Annotated in this window: 14 protein-coding genes; 11 read left to right on the forward strand and 3 right to left on the reverse strand. The window is 27.8% G+C overall.

Annotated features, from left to right (window positions below):
* Positions 1–119: 119 nt before the first annotated feature.
* Positions 120–1,418, reverse strand: coding sequence for an asparagine--tRNA ligase (gene asnS, locus JRV97_RS03135; RefSeq protein WP_281000109.1), 1,299 nt, complete (start codon positions 1,416–1,418; stop codon positions 120–122).
* A gap of 90 nt (positions 1,419–1,508) precedes the next feature.
* Here asnS and JRV97_RS03140 point away from each other — a divergent pair, with 90 nt between their 5' ends.
* From JRV97_RS03140 to JRV97_RS03185, 10 genes are all read left to right on the forward strand, one after another.
* A complete protein-coding gene (locus JRV97_RS03140; RefSeq protein ID WP_281000112.1) occupies positions 1,509–2,393 on the forward strand; it encodes an ADP-ribosylglycohydrolase family protein in 885 nt (294 codons plus the stop codon).
* A gap of 143 nt (positions 2,394–2,536) precedes the next feature.
* Positions 2,537–3,853: a glycosyltransferase family 4 protein gene (locus JRV97_RS03145; protein WP_281000114.1), complete on the forward strand. Its 1,317-nt coding sequence runs from the start codon at positions 2,537–2,539 to the stop codon at positions 3,851–3,853.
* 170 nt (positions 3,854–4,023) lie between these two features.
* Positions 4,024–5,304 (forward strand): ABC transporter substrate-binding protein, encoded by a 1,281-nt coding sequence (locus JRV97_RS03150; RefSeq protein ID WP_281000116.1) that lies wholly within the window; start codon positions 4,024–4,026, stop codon positions 5,302–5,304.
* Between the two features lie 62 nt (positions 5,305–5,366).
* On the forward strand, positions 5,367–6,233 hold the full coding sequence (locus JRV97_RS03155; protein ID WP_281000118.1) for a carbohydrate ABC transporter permease: 867 nt from the start codon (positions 5,367–5,369) through the stop codon (positions 6,231–6,233).
* Entirely contained in the window at positions 6,227–7,198 is a 972-nt protein-coding gene (locus JRV97_RS03160; RefSeq protein WP_281000120.1) for a carbohydrate ABC transporter permease, read from the forward strand. The genes JRV97_RS03155 and JRV97_RS03160 overlap by 7 nt, the downstream gene beginning before the upstream one ends.
* Positions 7,199–7,210: 12 nt before the next feature.
* On the forward strand, positions 7,211–8,017 hold the full coding sequence (locus tag JRV97_RS03165) for a MurR/RpiR family transcriptional regulator (protein WP_281000123.1): 807 nt from the start codon (positions 7,211–7,213) through the stop codon (positions 8,015–8,017).
* A 17-nt stretch (positions 8,018–8,034) separates the two neighbouring features.
* Entirely contained in the window at positions 8,035–9,717 is a 1,683-nt protein-coding gene (locus JRV97_RS03170; RefSeq protein ID WP_281000125.1) for an alpha-amylase family glycosyl hydrolase, read from the forward strand.
* Between the two features lie 83 nt (positions 9,718–9,800).
* Positions 9,801–10,889: a lysophospholipid acyltransferase family protein gene (locus JRV97_RS03175; protein ID WP_281000127.1), complete on the forward strand. Its 1,089-nt coding sequence runs from the start codon at positions 9,801–9,803 to the stop codon at positions 10,887–10,889.
* Positions 10,870–12,195 carry a sodium/glutamate symporter family protein gene (locus JRV97_RS03180; RefSeq protein WP_281000129.1) on the forward strand — a complete coding sequence of 442 codons (1,326 nt, stop codon included), beginning with the start codon at positions 10,870–10,872 and terminating at the stop codon, positions 12,193–12,195. Before JRV97_RS03175 ends, JRV97_RS03180 begins: the two co-directional genes overlap by 20 nt.
* 37 nt (positions 12,196–12,232) lie before the next feature.
* Positions 12,233–12,772, forward strand: coding sequence for an NUDIX domain-containing protein (locus tag JRV97_RS03185; protein WP_281000131.1), 540 nt, complete (start codon positions 12,233–12,235; stop codon positions 12,770–12,772).
* A 163-nt stretch (positions 12,773–12,935) separates the two neighbouring features.
* Here JRV97_RS03185 and JRV97_RS03190 read toward each other — a convergent pair whose 3' ends face one another.
* Positions 12,936–14,450, reverse strand: a complete 1,515-nt coding sequence (locus JRV97_RS03190; protein WP_281000133.1) for a hypothetical protein — start codon at positions 14,448–14,450, stop codon at positions 12,936–12,938.
* A gap of 131 nt (positions 14,451–14,581) precedes the next feature.
* Positions 14,582–15,412, reverse strand: a complete 831-nt coding sequence (locus JRV97_RS03195; protein ID WP_281000134.1) for a DMT family transporter — start codon at positions 15,410–15,412, stop codon at positions 14,582–14,584.
* A gap of 104 nt (positions 15,413–15,516) precedes the next feature.
* On the opposite strand from JRV97_RS03195, the gene JRV97_RS03200 reads away from it, so the two are divergent.
* On the forward strand, positions 15,517–16,632 hold the full coding sequence (locus JRV97_RS03200) for a DUF362 domain-containing protein (RefSeq protein ID WP_407081567.1): 1,116 nt from the start codon (positions 15,517–15,519) through the stop codon (positions 16,630–16,632).
* Position 16,633 lies beyond the last annotated feature (1 nt).

The following is a 16,633-nucleotide window of genomic DNA, read 5'->3' on the forward strand; positions in this document are numbered from 1 at the left end:
AGAGTCAATATAAAGTTTTATGCAAATAAAAAAATAATCCCCTCTTCTTGGTATGGTAAGCAAAACCAAAAAGAGGGGTATTTTTTTATATTTATATTCAAAATATTTAGATTATTTAATTATGGATATACTCTATATAACGTTCTTGCAAATGGAATTGCTTCCCTAATATGTTTTAAACCACAAATCCATGCAACAGTTCTTTCTATACCAAGTCCAAATCCACTATGAGGAACAGAACCGAATTTTCTTAAATCAAGATACCATTGATATTCCTCAACAGGCAAATTATTTTCTTTTAACCTTTCTATTAATACATCTTCTTGCCAAATTCTTTCTGAAGCTCCTATAATTTCCCCATAACCTTCTGGAGCAATCATATCATCACATAATACTACATCTGGATTTTCTGGGTCTGGTTGCATGTAAAATGCTTTAACAGATTTTGGGTATTTTTCTATTATTACAGGTTTATCAAAATCTTCAGCAACCATTGTTTCATCATCTGCACCAAGATCTTCACCCCATTTAATATCTGATCCTTTTTTATTTAATAATTTGATTGCTTCTGTATATGTAATCCTTGGGAATGGGGCTTCAATTTTTTCCAATTTTGATATATCTCTTCCTAATGCAACTAAATTTTCTGATGCATTTTCTAATACTTTTTTCACTACATAAGATACGAGATTTTCTTGTAATTTCATATTATCTTCGTGTGTATAATATGCGACCTCTGCTTCATTCATCCAGAATTCTATTAAATGCCTTCTGGTTTTTGATTTTTCTGCTCTAAATGTAGGACCCAAATTGTATACTTTGCCTAATGCCATTGCAGCAGCTTCAAGATATAATTGACCAGTTTGAGCTAAATAAACTTTTCCATAGTCAAAGTAATCTATTTCAAATGTATTACCTGCACTTTCTCCAATTGATCCAGTAAATATTGGAGTATCAACCAAAGTAAATCCATTGTTATTATAAAATTCTCTTATTGCTCTAATAATTTCGTGTCTTACTTTTAAGATATGGAATTGTCTTCTTGATCTTAACCATAAGTGTCTATGTTCCATTAAAAAGTCAATACCATGCTCTTTTTTTGATATAGGATAATCTTCTTCTGGATTATGAATAATTTCAACATCATCAATATGCAATTCAAAACCTACTGGTGACCTTTGATCTTCTACAACAGTACCTCTAACAATTAAGGAACTTTCCATTTTTAATTTTTTTACTTTTGCATATTTTTCTTCTCCTAACGTACTTTTTTCAACAACACCTTGAACAAAACCTGTTCCATCTCTTAATTGTAAAAATGCGATTTTCCCACTTGCTCTTTTATTCCATAACCATCCTCTAAATTCAACTTTTTGCCCTATATATTTCTTCATATCTTTAATATACACCCATTCCATAATTCTCCCTCCCAAAATTCAATTTTTATATATTATAACATATTATATGTTATAATTAAATTAAATAATCATTGAAAGGGGGCTTATAATATGGATAAAATTAAAGATAGATTCATCGGTGCAATGTTTGGCTTAATTATTGGAAATACTTTGGGGGCTCCCTATAAAAATATTGAATTTGATGAAATTAAAGATTTTGCAAAAGGCGGTATTTATAATTTAAATACTGGCGAATGGACTGACTCTGCATCAATGGCTCTATGTTTAGCTGAAAGTTTAATAGAAAATGGTTTTGATTTAAATAGTCAGATAAAGTATTATTTAAGATGGATAGATGAAGGGTATTTATCTTCTAAAAATAAAGCATTTGGTATAGATAATCAAACAATGGAAGCATTGATATATTTTGAAAAAAACAACAAATTCGTTGATATTACAGACAAAGATTCAAATAAACCATTAGCAAGATTAGCCCCTGTACCATTATATTTTAAAAACTCTTTTACAGATGCTGTTTATTATTCTGGTCAAAGTGCTTATACTACTCATAATAATATTTATACTATTCATTCATGCAAATTAATAGGCGGCGTTATTCAACAAGCTATTCACGGTGAAAATAAGAAGTTTTTGATAGAAGAAGTTCATAAACATATGGATTTGATATATGATGTTAAGCTAAAAATAGTAGATATTCCATATAAGACAAAAAATGAAATAAAATCTTCTAGTTCTGCTTTAGATTCTTTAGAAATAGCTTTATGGTCTTTATACAATACAGATAATTTTAAAGATGCTGTTTTGACAGCTGTAAATTTTGGTGGAGACACTGATACTATTGGAGCTATTATAGGGCAAATAGCAGGAGCATATTATGGTTTTGATAATATTCCAAAATTATGGACATTAAAAATTGTAAAAAGAGATAAAATAATGGAAATAATTGAAAAATTGTATGAAGTATCTAAAAAATAAAAACAATTACATCTATTAGTGCCTCAGGAAAAGAGGCACTTTTTTATATATTCTTAAAATAAAAAAATATTTTTTTGTAATACAAAAAAAGAAAATTTATTATATAATATAGCATATATAATTTCAAAAAGGAGAGGAGTTATATGAAAATAGGATTAATGCATTTCAGGGTTGGCGAAACAGATGGTGTTTCTTTAGAAATGAAAAAGTGGAAAATTGTTTTAGAAAAACAAGGACATGAAGTACATTTTATAGCTGGTACTTTAGGTAAAGAGGAAGGAATAAAGATTCCATTATTGGCTTATGAAGAACCCAGAAATCTCGAAATAAGGCAACGAGCATTTCAATCTTTAGAAGATTGGGCAAAAGATAAATTAAAAAATGAAATTGATAAATTAGCTGAAGATATTTATATTGAATTAAAAGAAAAAATGGAAGATTTTGATATTGTTGTAGTAAATAATATTTTTTCCTTAGCTCATAATTTATCTGCCGCAATAGCTTTGAATAGATATTTTAAAGAAAATAACACTAAAGTTATAGGACATCATCATGACTTTTATTGGGAAAGAGATTTTTATTCAAACCCTACATCAGAATATGTAAAAGAAATTTTAGAAAATATTATGCCTCCAAGGGAAATTAAACATGTAGTTATTAATTCTCTCGCCCAAGAGAGCTTAAAAAATTTCAAAGGCGTTGATAGCACAATAGTTCCCAATGTTTTCGATTTTGAAGCACATTTATGGGAAAAAGATTCATATAATTCAAAAATATTAGAAAAGACTGGAATAAAAGAAAATGATATAGTATTTTTACAAGCAACAAGAGTTGTTAAAAGAAAAGCAATAGAATTAGCTATAGATACTTTATCTGAATTACAAAAAAATATAAAAAATTATGTTGGGAAAGAAATTTATACTGGCAAGAAGATATCCGAAGATTCTAAAATTATATTATTAATGCCAGGATTAGATGAAGAACCATCATACAAGGAATTATTAATAAAACATACAAAAGACAAACAAGTTAATACAATTTTTTGCAATGAATTATTAGAAGAAATTAGAGATGAAGAAAAAGGAACTTTTTCATTATGGGATTTTTATGCAATTAGCGATTTTATCACCTATCCAAGCGTTTTAGAAGGTTTTGGTAATCAATTTTTAGAAGGTTTATTTGCAAAAAAACCCCTTCTTGTTTATGAATACCCTGTATATGAAAAAGACATTAAAAAAAATGGATTTGATATAGTAAGTTTGGGTAATAATGCAACATATATAAACAATAAGTACGAAATTGATAATTCCATTATTAAAAATGCTGCTAGTAAAATTTTAGAAATATTATTTGATAATGAAAGGGCAAAAAACATTATTGAAAAAAACTTTGAGCTTGGTAAAAAATTTTACTCCTATCAAACATTAGATATAATATTGAAAAAAATATTTGATTTATAAAATATTTAGATTTTTATATCTAATCAAAAATATATACGTAATATGATTTTTAATTAGATATAATATCGAATATTCGAATTGATAAAAATATTTTTTTATAGTATAATTAAAAAGAAAATTTTCTTTTTAATTATTTCAAAAAAAAAGAATTCTCTAAAGGGGGTATTTATATGAAAAAGTTTTTAGTATTGATGTTGGTAGTAGTGCTAGTATCTGCTGCTTTCGCAAAAATTACATTCTGGACAACAGAAGTTGAGTCAGACAGAATGCAAAGGATCAGAGCATTGGCAACAATTTTCAAAGCACAAACCGGTATTGACGTTGAAGTTGTTCCTGTAGAAGAAAATGACTTATTAAAACAAATTCCTATTGCTAAAAACGCTGGAACATTACCTGATCTTTTAGAAGGCGGAATTGAACCAATGTTATTATTAGGTTCTCAAAACTTCTTAGATGAAGATCTAGCTACAAAAATTATAAATGATTTTGGGGATATTTATAACGGTGCTGCAAGAATGTTAAGTAATGGAATGGGAAAATATTATGCAATACCTTTCCACGCATGGGTACAAGGTATATGGTATAGAAAAGACATGTTTGCTTCACAAGATTTAGGAGACCCAGTAACTTGGTATAATATTGCTTTAGCTGCAAAAGTTTTAAATAATCCTAAAAAAGGCGTATACGGTATAATCTTACCTAAAAAAGCCGATGCATATGCAGAACAAGTATTTACAGAAGTTGCTTTAGCAAATGGTGCAAGACCTATTGATGAAAACGGAAATATAACATTCAATACACCAGAAATGATTGAAGCATTTAGATTCTACAAAGAATTAGGAAAATATTCAAAACCTGGATTTACAACTGTTTTAGATGCTTTAAAAGGTTATTTAAATGGTGAAGCAGCAATGATTTTCTACTCAACATACATTATGGATGACATCGCAATTGAAGAAGTTCAAAAAGGAAGAATAAATAAATTTAATCCTGAATTAGTTAAAAACACAGGTTTTGCTAACAAAATGATTAATACAAGACCTACATCATATGGTCAAGTTGTAGCTTTAGGTATTACAAAGAATGCTAACAAAGATGAAGTAGAAAAATTTGTTAAATTCTTAATGACAGATAAAAACTATGTATATTGGGTACATATGGCACCTGGCGGAATGAACCCAACAAGGAAATCTGTAGCTGAAAGTGATGCATTCTTAGACAATCCAGTATTAGAAAGATATGGAAAAGCAAAGATTGCTGAAATCGTAGGTGCTTTAGATTCTGTTGAAAGATTCGAATTCATTCACGGAAAAGTTATTACTGATATGAGCAAATTAAGTGCAAACTTTGTAATTGGTAAAGCAATTAATTATATGTTTGCTAATGATTGGACACCTCAACAAACAGCAATGTGGGCACAAAAAGAAGCAGAAAAAGTTTTAGGTAAATAATTTTATTCTTTTTCATAAAGGGGGATTCCAAATCCCCCTTTTTTTAAAAAGGAGGTTTAAGAATGGCTGTAATGTCTTTAAGAGAAAAAGAAGCAAGATTCGGTTGGAAATTAGTACTACCAACAGTTATAATTATAGCTTTGTTGATTTTATACCCCGTATTCTATAATATATATTTAAGTTTTTTTGAGGTATCTATTTCAGATGCCCCAAATAGATTTGTAGGATTGCAAAATTATAGAGAAATATTGGCAGATTCTTCTTTTTGGAAATCATTCGGAATTACAATATTATTTACTTTTACAACAGTTATCGGAAGCATTCTTTTAGGATTAGGCGTAGCCTTATTAATGAATAGAGAATTTCCTGGAAGAGGTATTGTAAGAGCTTTATTACTACTACCATATGTTACGCCTTTAATAGCTATTGTTTTTGCATGGAAATATATTTTTTTGCCAATAGATGGCCCTTTAATGAAATTTTTAGCAAACTTTGGTATGAATCCTGGAAATGACTTTGTAAATAATCCAAATAATGCTTTCTGGGTTGTTTCAATATTTAATATTTGGAGAAATTTCCCATTTGTCTATTTAATGCTATTATCAAGATTGCAATCAATTAATTCAGATTATTATGAAGCAGCAGAAATAGATGGAGCTAGCGATTGGCAAAAATTTGTTCATATTACTTTACCTGAATTATATTTTGTTATTGCTTCTGTGGCATTATTAAGAGGAATATGGAATTTTTATAAGTTTGATGAGGTTTATCTTATGTCTAAATTTGCCAATACTTTGCCTGTATATATATACGAAAAAGCATTTTCAGGAATTCCTGAACAAGGAGTAGCTGCTGCTATTGCTACTATTTTATTTGTAATAATGATTTCATTAATAGGTGTATATGTAAAGAAGGTGCTAAAATGGTAAAGAAAAAAAGTTTTTTAAGAACTCTTGGATTTTGGACTTTAATTGCTGCTTTAGTTATTTTTGTTACATATCCATTTGCATGGATGGTATCTGTATCTTTTAGATATGATACAGATGCTTTTGAACCTGGTATAATACCCAAAAGACCGACATTAGATACTTATGCTATACTACTTGGCTTTAAAAAATCTGTTCGTGAAGAACTTAGTAATGAGCAGCAACAATTATTAGATCTTGTAAAAACACTTCCAGAAGAGCAACGAAAAGCTGTATTAGCTCAAATAGAATCCCAAAGAAAAAAGGAATCTTTTCCATTTTTAAGATTCTTTAGAAATAGTCTGTTATTAGCAGGATTAAGTGCTTTTGTTAGCTTAATATTATCTATATTTGGTGCATATGCATTTAGTAGAATTGATTTTAAAGGAAGAGGAACTATACAGCGAGGAGTATTGATTGTATATCTTTTTGGTGGTACAATTTTAGCAGTTCCTCTTTATCAAATCTTTGTTAAAATTGGATTGACATCATCTGGAATATCTTCAGCTTTTGCTTTATTTATAATTTATATTGTTCAAACAATACCTGTTTCACTTTATATGCTTGGAAATTATTTTAGAACAATACCAAGATCTATTGAAGAAGCCGCTATTATAGATGGAACAAGTAGAATGGGCGTTATCACAAAAATAATAATTCCTTTATCTTTACCTGCTATAATTACTGTATATATTTATGCATTTATGATTGCATGGAATGAGTTCCTATTTGCATCTATATTTGTAAGACCATTCCCAGAATTTTATACACTACCTCTTGGTTTAAACGAAATATTTAATTCTGAACACGCTATATGGGCAAAAATGATGGCAGCATCTGTTGTTACTGCTGTTCCAGTTGTTGTTATGTTTATGATGATGGAAAAATATTTAACAGGTGGATTAACCGCCGGTGGTGTAAAAGAATAAGAGGTGAATTTTATGATTATTAATAAAATTAAAGGAATTTATAATTCATTAACAAAAAGAGAAAAAAAGGTGGCCGATTATATTATAGAAAGAGCACCCGATGTTATTCACTATAGTATTACTGAATTGGCTAATTGGTCTGAAGTAAGCGAAACTACTGTATATAGAGTAATTAAGAAATTAGGATTTACTGGTTATCAGGATTTTAAAATTGCACTTGCTAAAGAGCTTTCAGAACCATCTTTTAAAGTAACTGGTGAAGAAGATCTTTTCTCTAATTTTCATAATAAAATTTGTAATAGTTTGAATGTCATTTATAAAAATTTAAATAAAGAACTTTTAAATAAAATTGCCGATAAAATTTTACAATCTGAAAAATTAATATTTTTTGCTGTAGGCAGGTCTTTCCCTGTAGCTCTTGATAGTTCATTAAAATTTGCTGCTTTGGGATTACCAGCTGCAGCTTATTCTGACCCACATATGCAAGTAATTGTAGGTGCAAATTTAAGCGAACAAGATACCGTTATATCAATTAGCCACTCTGGATACATTAGAGACGTTTTTAAATCAACACAAATAGCTAAAGATGCTGGTGCTTATACTGTTGCCATAACTTCTGGAGTAGATTCACCATTGAGCATGGTAGTTCATGATGTAATTTATACTACACCAAGTGATCCCTCAGAAAATGAATTTACACATGACAGAATTGGAGAAATGTATATAATTGAATTATTGTATAATATTGTTGTTTCTAAAAAATTTAACGATGAGCATTTTGATAAACTAAAAGATGTTATAAAACCAAAGAAATTTTAGAATAGAGGTGTTTTTTAATGAGCCAAAAAATTTATGAAAAATTAGAGTTCTTGTATCCAAATAATACAAATGAGCTTTATGAAAAATTAATGAAATTAATAGAGCAATATAAAATTTCTGATAAAGACATTGATTTAACAGAAAAAGATGTTATTTTGATAACATATGGTGATTCCATAAAAAAAGATGGAGAAAAGCCTCTTCACACATTACATAAATTTTTAAATGATCATGTTAAAGGCATCATTAATACCGTACATATACTCCCATTTTTCCCATATTCATCAGATGATGGTTTTTCTGTTATTGATTATAAAAAGGTAAATCCTGAATTAGGTGATTGGAAAGATATAGAAAAACTCTCAAAAGATTATAATTTAATGTTTGATGCTGTTATTAATCATATTTCTAAGAAAAGCGAATGGTTCCAAGAATACTTAAAAGGGAATCCAAAATATAAAGATTATTTTATAGAACAAGAACCAGTTGAAGAATTAAAATATGTAACCCGACCAAGGGCCTTACCTTTATTGCATGTTTATGAAACAAAAGATGGCAAAAAACATATATGGACAACATTTAGTGAAGATCAAATTGATTTGAATTATAAGTCAACAGATTTATTTTTGGAAATAGTAGAAATATTATTATTTTATGCAAAAAAAGGCGCAAAATTAATTAGATTAGATGCAATTGGATATTTGTGGAAAGAAGTTGGTACCTCATGTATTCACTTAGAACAAACACATAAAATGATACAATTGTTTAGAGATATATTAGACTTAACTGCTAAAGATGTAATTTTAATAACAGAAACAAATGTGCCTCATAAAGAAAATATATCTTATTTTGGTGATGGATACAATGAAGCACAAATGGTATATAATTTTTCATTACCGCCATTAGTTTTACACTCATTCCTTTCAAAAAATGCTCATTATATTTCACATTGGGCAGATACATTAGAAACACCAAGTGATAAAACTACATTCTTTAATTTTTTAGCTTCGCATGATGGAATAGGATTAATGCCAGCAAAAGGGATTTTAAAAGATGAAGAAATTGATTATTTAGTTGAACATACTTTAAAAAATAAAGGGTTAGTATCTTACAAAAGTAATCCGGATGGTTCTAAATCACCATACGAATTAAATATTAACTATTTTGACGCATTATATGAAGAAAATGAAGATATAGAATTAAATATTAGAAAATTTGTTTCTGCATATGCTATAGCTTCTTCAATGAAAGGTGTTCCTGGAATATATATTCATAGTTTGTTAGGTTCTAGAAATTACTATGAAGGTGTAAAAATAACTGGAATGAATAGGACTATAAACAGAGAAAAATTAAATTACAATCAGTTAGAAAAAGAAATAAATGATCCGAATTCTTTAAGATATAAAATATTTAATGCTATGAAAAATATGTTGAAAATAAGAACTACTCATAAAGTATTTAATCCTAAAGCAAAACAAAAAGTATTATTCTTAGATGATAGAATATTTTCATTTATCAGAGAATTTGAAGATGAAAAGGTTTTAGTTTTAACTAATGTATCAAATGAAGAAATAAACCTTGAGTTAAAAAATAATTTTTCAGAAAATCCTATAGATTTATTATCTAATAAAAATATAGAAATAGAAAATAATAAATTAAAAATTAAATTAAAACCATATGAAACTTTATGGATTAAATAATAGGCCCAAATGGGCCTATTTTGTTTGTGATACAAATAAAATTATGGTAAAATAAAGAAAAGTATATTTGAAAGGATGTTTGTATGTATTATGGTGATAGTTTATTAAGAAAATTTCTAAAATCTATTATAGCACCTTATATTATAAAAAAATATAATATTAAAGTTATTGGAAAAATTCCCAAACCACCATTTTTATTTATAGCAAATCATACGCATATTTTAGATGGTTTTTTTATTCAATCAGTAATTCCATATCCTATTAGTTTTGTAATGGCTGGAGGAACATATTATAATAAATGGGTTTATCCTTTTTTCAAACATTTCAAATTTATTCCAAAACAAAAAGGTGTTCCAGATATAAAAACCGTGAGAGATATTTTTAAAGTTTTAAAAAATGGTGGAATAGTAGGACTTTTTCCAGAAGGTTCTACTACGTGGTCTGGAAATTATCAACCTGTACCGTCTGGAACAGATAAATTATTAGATAAAATAAAGGTACCAATTTTAGCTGCAAGAATTCATGGAGGTTATTTGTCTAAACCAAGATGGGCAAAAAAGGAAAGAAAAGGTAATATAATCATTGAATTAAAAACTTTTAATGATTCAGCAGCTTTAGAATATATTAAATATAATGAATGGGATTGGCAAGAAAAAAATAAATGGAAGTATTCTGGTAATAAAAAAGCGGAAGGTTTAGAAAGAATTATATGGTTTTGCGATAAATGCAATTCATTTAATTCAATAAAAGCTAAAGGTAATGTTGCAAAATGTACTAATTGTTCCAGGGAGTATGCTGTTGATGATTATGGGTATATAAACGGAAAAAGAATAGATAATATTATTTATACTCAAAAAGAAAAATTGATAAATTATATGAATAATAACAAATATATGGTTTTAGATATAGGAACTTTGGAAGAGAGAGACTTATTTAAACCCAAATTGTTGAATAAAGAAAAAGGTAATATAGAAGTTTTCGACTATGGAATAAAATTCAATAAAAATATATTTGAATTTAAAAAAATAAAAAATGGCGTATGTTTTGTATCAACTATTTTTGAGTTTATATATGAAGAAAAGGTCTATAGAATTAAATCGGAAAATTATAGTTACTTGTTATACAATATCTACAAAATAAGGAGTGGAAAAAATGTACATATCGATGGTTGATGATTTCTTTTGGATTTCCCTTTTCTTTGGTATTGCAATATTATTAAAAAGATTTATTCCAGCACTACAAAAATTTGTCATTCCGAATTCAATACTTGCAGGATTTATTGGTTTTTTAATGGGGCCTAACCTTCTCCATTTAATAGATTTAGATATTGATGGATTAGGAAGAATTATTTATCATTTAATGGCAATAGGATTTATAGCTTTAGCTCTTAGAACTGTTAAAAGCAGAGGAAAATATGGAAAAGCTGGATTTATAATTGTTTCTACATATTTATTTCAAGGAATTTTAGGAGTATCTATAGCTAGTTTGTTTTATTTATTTGACAAAAAAACACCTATTCCTATAGGTTATATAGTTCCATTAGGTTTTGGCCAAGGGCCAGGTCAGGCATTTTCTATAGGTTCCCAATGGCAATTATTAGGTTTAAATAACGGAAGTGCTGTTGGATTAGCTATTGCAGCTGCAGGATTTGGCTGGGCAACGATTGGTGGTTTAGTGATATTAAACATATTATTAGCTAAATGGAAAAAAGATAAGTCAAAGGTTATAGTTCACAAAAAGGAATTAGTCGTAAAGGATTACGAATTCTCTGATATGGATGGCTTAACTATACAATTTGTTTTAATTGGTATAGTCTATACAATTACATATTTTTTAATAAAAATACTTACAGAATATTTAAATACGTTAGGTAATATAGGCCATACATTTGGAACAGTTTTATGGGGCTTTCATTTTGTTTTTGGAGCTATTGTAGCTATGATATTTAGAAGTGTATATGTTAAATTAAGAGAAAAAAATATAGCTAAAGAAAATTATATAAATAATTTTTTATTACAAAGAATTTCCGGTGCAGTTTTTGATTTTATGGTTGCAGCATCAATTAGCGCAGTATCTTTAGCAAGAATTAGAGAATATTTTTGGCCAATATTCTTTATCACATTAACTGCTGGCGTATTAACTTATTTCTATGTAATGTTATTAACTAAAAAAGTTATTGTGAAAAATGAAGTAGAGAATAGAATTGCATTTTTTGGAATGTTAACAGGAACAATTTCTACAGCTATGGCGTTATTAAGAGAAGTTGATCCTGCTTTAGAAACAGGAGCTGCAGAAAATTTGATTTTTGGAAGTGGAATCTCTCTAATGATAGGATTTCCATTAATTGCTATATTAAACTTACCAGCTTTGTATTTAACATCTGGAAAAATTATATACAATTTCTATGGTTTAGGATTAATGATAGCCTATAATCTATTATTATTCTTAATTTTCTTTAGAAATCCAAAAAAAGTTTAATGTTCAAAAATTTATATTCAGGGAATGGTGATATAAAATGGAAAATATAAAAAATTTTTTTGAAAAACAAAAACTTAATTTTGATATTAATAGATTATTTAAAAATCATAATCAGAAAATAGCAGTAATTTGTTATGCAGAAAATGAAGAAAAAGAAATTTTAATGCTTGAAAGAATTAAAGAACCATTTTCCGGAAAATTAGTTCCACCTGGCGGAAAGGTTGAAAAGGATGAAGATATAATACATGCTATTAAGAGGGAATTTTCAGAAGAAACAGGTTTTGAATTAAATGATTTAAAATTAAAAGTATTTACTTCAGAAGAAGGTCCTGAACATTATAATTGGATATTATTTATATTTTTGGGTAAGGTAAAAAAACAAGAATTACAATATTGTAATGAAGGAATTTTAAAATGGATAAAAAAAGATAGTTTGTTTGAAGAAAATTTGACAAATATTGATAAGAAAATTATTCCATATTTATATGAAAAGGATGGAATCTTTTATATAGAAATAATTTACGATAAAAATAAAAATGCTGAAATTCTTAATGTCGAAAAAATAGGTAGCGTGTAATTTGGTAGCATGTAATTTTTTGTGTAAATGCCTTTCTTAAATAGTATGGATTAACAATTTTTTTTAATACAAATTTTAACTTATTAAATTTATTTTGATTTTTAGTATCGCTTTTGTATTTTGATAAAAAAATAATCCAGCATTACTGCTGGATTATTTTTATTTAGAAAGTATATTCAGTATCATTTAATGTTACTAATGTTTTTGAAACTGCTACATTATATTCTTTTCCATTTTTCATATATGTTCCTTCAAATACTCCATTACTATATGTTCCTGTAAATACTCCTCCGTCTATTTCTAAATTATTTACATTTACATTTGTTCCATCAAATGTGAATAATACTTTTTCATCATCTAATGATTTTTGTACTTCTGTTTTATTACTATAAGTTAATGTATACCATGGTGCTTGATCTGATTTTACTATGCTTATTTCCCATGTAACTTCTATATTTGTCTCTTTATCAAAACTTGTTCTTGTTCCTGTCCAAGTATCATTAGCTACTTCATCTATTTCTATAGTTTCATTATAATCCCAATTATTTTCTGACATATTATCGCTATCTTTCCATAATATAAATCCTAATTTTTGATAATCTGTTCCATCTCTTTCATCTCTTACATATTCATTTACATATCCTACTCCATCACCTTTTACTTTATCTTTATTATCAACTGTCTTTTCTATTGATATCTCTTTCAATTCTATATAATTTGTTTCTAGTTTATTTCTTTGAACTGTTTTTGTTTGTTTGTAATATTTCCCCTGATCTGGCATTTTTGTATAAATCTTTAAAAATTCTGTTCCTACATTATCTTTTTCAGAATAGAATCTTTCACTATTTTTTTCATAGTTCCCATTTAAATATGATGGATCAAATGTAGATGTTGTATGTATCCAATATACTCCTGTACTTTCTTTTGTTGGCTCATAATCATAATCATATAAATCTAAATGAGAAAGCACATCTGGCACTTCTCCATTTACTGTAAATAATGGATAACCTGGATCATTTTCAATATCCTTCGCAAAATCTACAACTGTTTCTAATTCTTTAATCCAGCCATTTTTACTAATAACCTTTTCTCCTTCAATATAATATACTTCATTATTATCATAATAATTTACTAAATACCATGCATCTTCCCTTACCATATATCTTTCTACACGCTTATATAAATTTACATTCATTTGAACTTTTGGATATATATGCAGTTCTATTTTATATCCTGGAACATCTAATTCATTATCATCTGGATATACATCATCTACTGGTTCCATTGTAAAACCTACCCAATAATTATCGTCTCCATTATACCCTTCTAATAATTCATCGAAATTAGGATTTTCAGGATCAAAGTTTTCTGGAACACTTATTTTATCATTTGTTTGATTTGTTTGTGATTTATAAGTATTATAAAATACTGCTGGTGTTGCGTCTTTAATTAAATCTGAAAATGGCACTGCTTCAAAATTAATTGTTTTAGTAACGTTTTCTTCTTGTGAAATTACAAAATCACTATACATTTTTGCTAATGGTTGTAGTTGATTTAAATCATATACGTTATTAGCTATTTCTTTATTTGCATCAACCTCTGGCTCTGTTTTCACCAAACATCCACTAAGTACAAATACCAATAACAATAATGATGTTAAATATACAATCTTTTTCATATTAATCCCTCCAAGTTTTCTTAATTCATATATGTATTATATCATATTTTTAAATTAATTACAAATTTAAAATAATTAAAAATTAATTATCTTTTTATTCTCTACATTACCTATTGACAATAAATTATTTTTCACATTTCTCTAACTTCTTTAATACCAAATCTAACTGATGCTATAATTAAAGCAGATAATAATACTAAAGCCCCTATTATTTGTTGTGTTGTCATTGTCTCACCTAAGAAAACATATGCAGATAACATAGCAAATATAGGTTCTCCCACAAAAATAAATGCCGTTGTATTTGTTGATACAACTTTTTGATATTTTAATTGAATTAATGTAGCTAATGTCGAAGCAAGAGCTGCTGTGAATATAGCTGTTCCAATCATCGGTAATGTAATATGTACTGGTTTTGTAAATGCTAAAGTACCATTTAAAACAGCTACAACTAAAAATTGGTACCCTAATAATGACGTTTCTTCAACTATTTTAGAATATTTAGTAATATATACCATTGATAATGCAAAAGCTACAGCACATATAAATGTTAAAATATCACCTAAATTTATTCCATTAATTCCACCTGATAAAAAATAGGATCCTATAGCGGCTAAAGGTAATGCAATGATATGGTTTATGTGGGGTTTTTCCTTTTCTACTAAATAAGAAAATAAGGGGGTTAATATTATATATAATGAAGTTATAAATCCACTTTTTGATGCCGTAGTTAATGTTAACCCTATAGTTTGAGTAATAAATCCTAAAGCAATAAATAACCCTATTATTGCACCATACTTAAAGTTTTGTTTCTTCCAAATAAGAAAAGACAAGAATGATGCAATTGCAAATCTTATTGCAAGAAAAATATATACGTCATCTCCACCAACTGTTACTTTTACCAAAGGAAATGTACTTCCCCAAATAAAAGTAACTGACAATAACAAAATATACGCTTTAAACATTTAATCCCCCCAATCAATATTTCGTATTACTAATTATTTTATCATTTTTCTTTTTTATTGTCAAAAAAAATGATATAATAAAAATAAGAGATTATGGAGGTGAAATTATGCCATCAAAGGTTTATTTTACTGATTTAAGAACACGACCAGGAATGAATTTACTTGATAAATTAGAAAGATTAGTTAAAAAAGCTGGTATTGAAAATATTGATTTTAAAGAAAAATTTGTTGCTATAAAGATTCATTTTGGAGAACCTGGTAATTTAGCATATATTAGGCCAAATTACGCTGCGAGATTAGTAGAACTAATTAAAGAATTAGGTGGAAGACCTTTTTTGACTGATGCTAACACTCTTTATAGTGGAAAAAGATCGAATGCTTTAGATCATTTGGAAAGTGCATACGAAAATGGATTTAATCCTTTAGCTGTTGGGTGTCATGTTGTTATTGCTGATGGTTTAAAAGGTACAGATTACACCGAAATACCAATAAACCTCGAATATTGTAAAACTGCAAAAATAGGAACAGCTATTGTTGATAGTGATGTGATTATAGCAATGACTCATTTTAAAGGACATGAACAAGCTGGTTTTGGCGGAACTTTGAAAAATTTAGGTATGGGATGTGCTTCAAGAGGAGGAAAATTAGAATTACATTCTACATCACAACCTAAAATTGTAGAAAAAAATTGTGTAGGGTGTGGCATCTGCGTTAAAAATTGTGCTCATGATGCTATTCACTTAAATGAAAAGAAAATTGCATATATAGATTATGATAAATGTGTGGGTTGTGGTCAGTGTGTTGCTGTTTGTCAATACAATGCTGCACAGGTTGTTTGGAATGAATCATCAGAAATAATGAATAAAAAAATAGCTGAATATACGTATGCAATTGTTAAAGACAAACCTGCATTTTATATTAATTTCATTATGAATGTTTCACCTGATTGTGACTGTTGGTCAAATAATGATTATCCAATAGTTCCAGATATAGGTATTGCTGCATCATTTGATCCTGTTGCTTTAGATATGGCAAGTGTTGATTTAGTTAAAAATGCTCCGATATTACCAGGAAGTAAGATATATAAGGATCACTCTCATGATTTTGTAGGAGAAGATAAATTTAAATTCGTGCATCCTAATGCAGACTGGGAAGCAGGATTAAATCATGCAGAAAAAATAGGCCTTGGAACAAAAAATTATGAATTAATAAAAGTATAGT

Source organism: Marinitoga aeolica, from assembly GCF_029910535.1.
Classification (GTDB): domain Bacteria; phylum Thermotogota; class Thermotogae; order Petrotogales; family Petrotogaceae; genus Marinitoga; species Marinitoga aeolica.

What these genes read in the sequence shown, in the direction of transcription:
- JRV97_RS03145 (WP_281000114.1), top strand. Translation starts at nt 2,537, where the DNA reads ATGAAAATAGGATTAATGCATTTCAGGGTTGGCGAAACAGATGGTGTT.
- JRV97_RS03175 (WP_281000127.1), top strand. Translation starts at nt 9,801, where the DNA reads ATGTATTATGGTGATAGTTTATTAAGAAAATTTCTAAAATCTATTATA.
- JRV97_RS03140 (WP_281000112.1), top strand. Translation starts at nt 1,509, where the DNA reads ATGGATAAAATTAAAGATAGATTCATCGGTGCAATGTTTGGCTTAATT.
- JRV97_RS03190 (WP_281000133.1), bottom strand. Translation starts at nt 14,450, where the DNA reads ATGAAAAAGATTGTATATTTAACATCATTATTGTTATTGGTATTTGTA.
- JRV97_RS03150 (WP_281000116.1), top strand. Translation starts at nt 4,024, where the DNA reads ATGAAAAAGTTTTTAGTATTGATGTTGGTAGTAGTGCTAGTATCTGCT.
- JRV97_RS03155 (WP_281000118.1), top strand. Translation starts at nt 5,367, where the DNA reads ATGGCTGTAATGTCTTTAAGAGAAAAAGAAGCAAGATTCGGTTGGAAA.
- JRV97_RS03160 (WP_281000120.1), top strand. Translation starts at nt 6,227, where the DNA reads ATGGTAAAGAAAAAAAGTTTTTTAAGAACTCTTGGATTTTGGACTTTA.
- JRV97_RS03165 (WP_281000123.1), top strand. Translation starts at nt 7,211, where the DNA reads ATGATTATTAATAAAATTAAAGGAATTTATAATTCATTAACAAAAAGA.
- JRV97_RS03180 (WP_281000129.1), top strand. Translation starts at nt 10,870, where the DNA reads ATGTACATATCGATGGTTGATGATTTCTTTTGGATTTCCCTTTTCTTT.
- asnS (WP_281000109.1), bottom strand. Translation starts at nt 1,418, where the DNA reads ATGGAATGGGTGTATATTAAAGATATGAAGAAATATATAGGGCAAAAA.
- JRV97_RS03195 (WP_281000134.1), bottom strand. Translation starts at nt 15,412, where the DNA reads ATGTTTAAAGCGTATATTTTGTTATTGTCAGTTACTTTTATTTGGGGA.
- JRV97_RS03170 (WP_281000125.1), top strand. Translation starts at nt 8,035, where the DNA reads ATGAGCCAAAAAATTTATGAAAAATTAGAGTTCTTGTATCCAAATAAT.
- JRV97_RS03185 (WP_281000131.1), top strand. Translation starts at nt 12,233, where the DNA reads ATGGAAAATATAAAAAATTTTTTTGAAAAACAAAAACTTAATTTTGAT.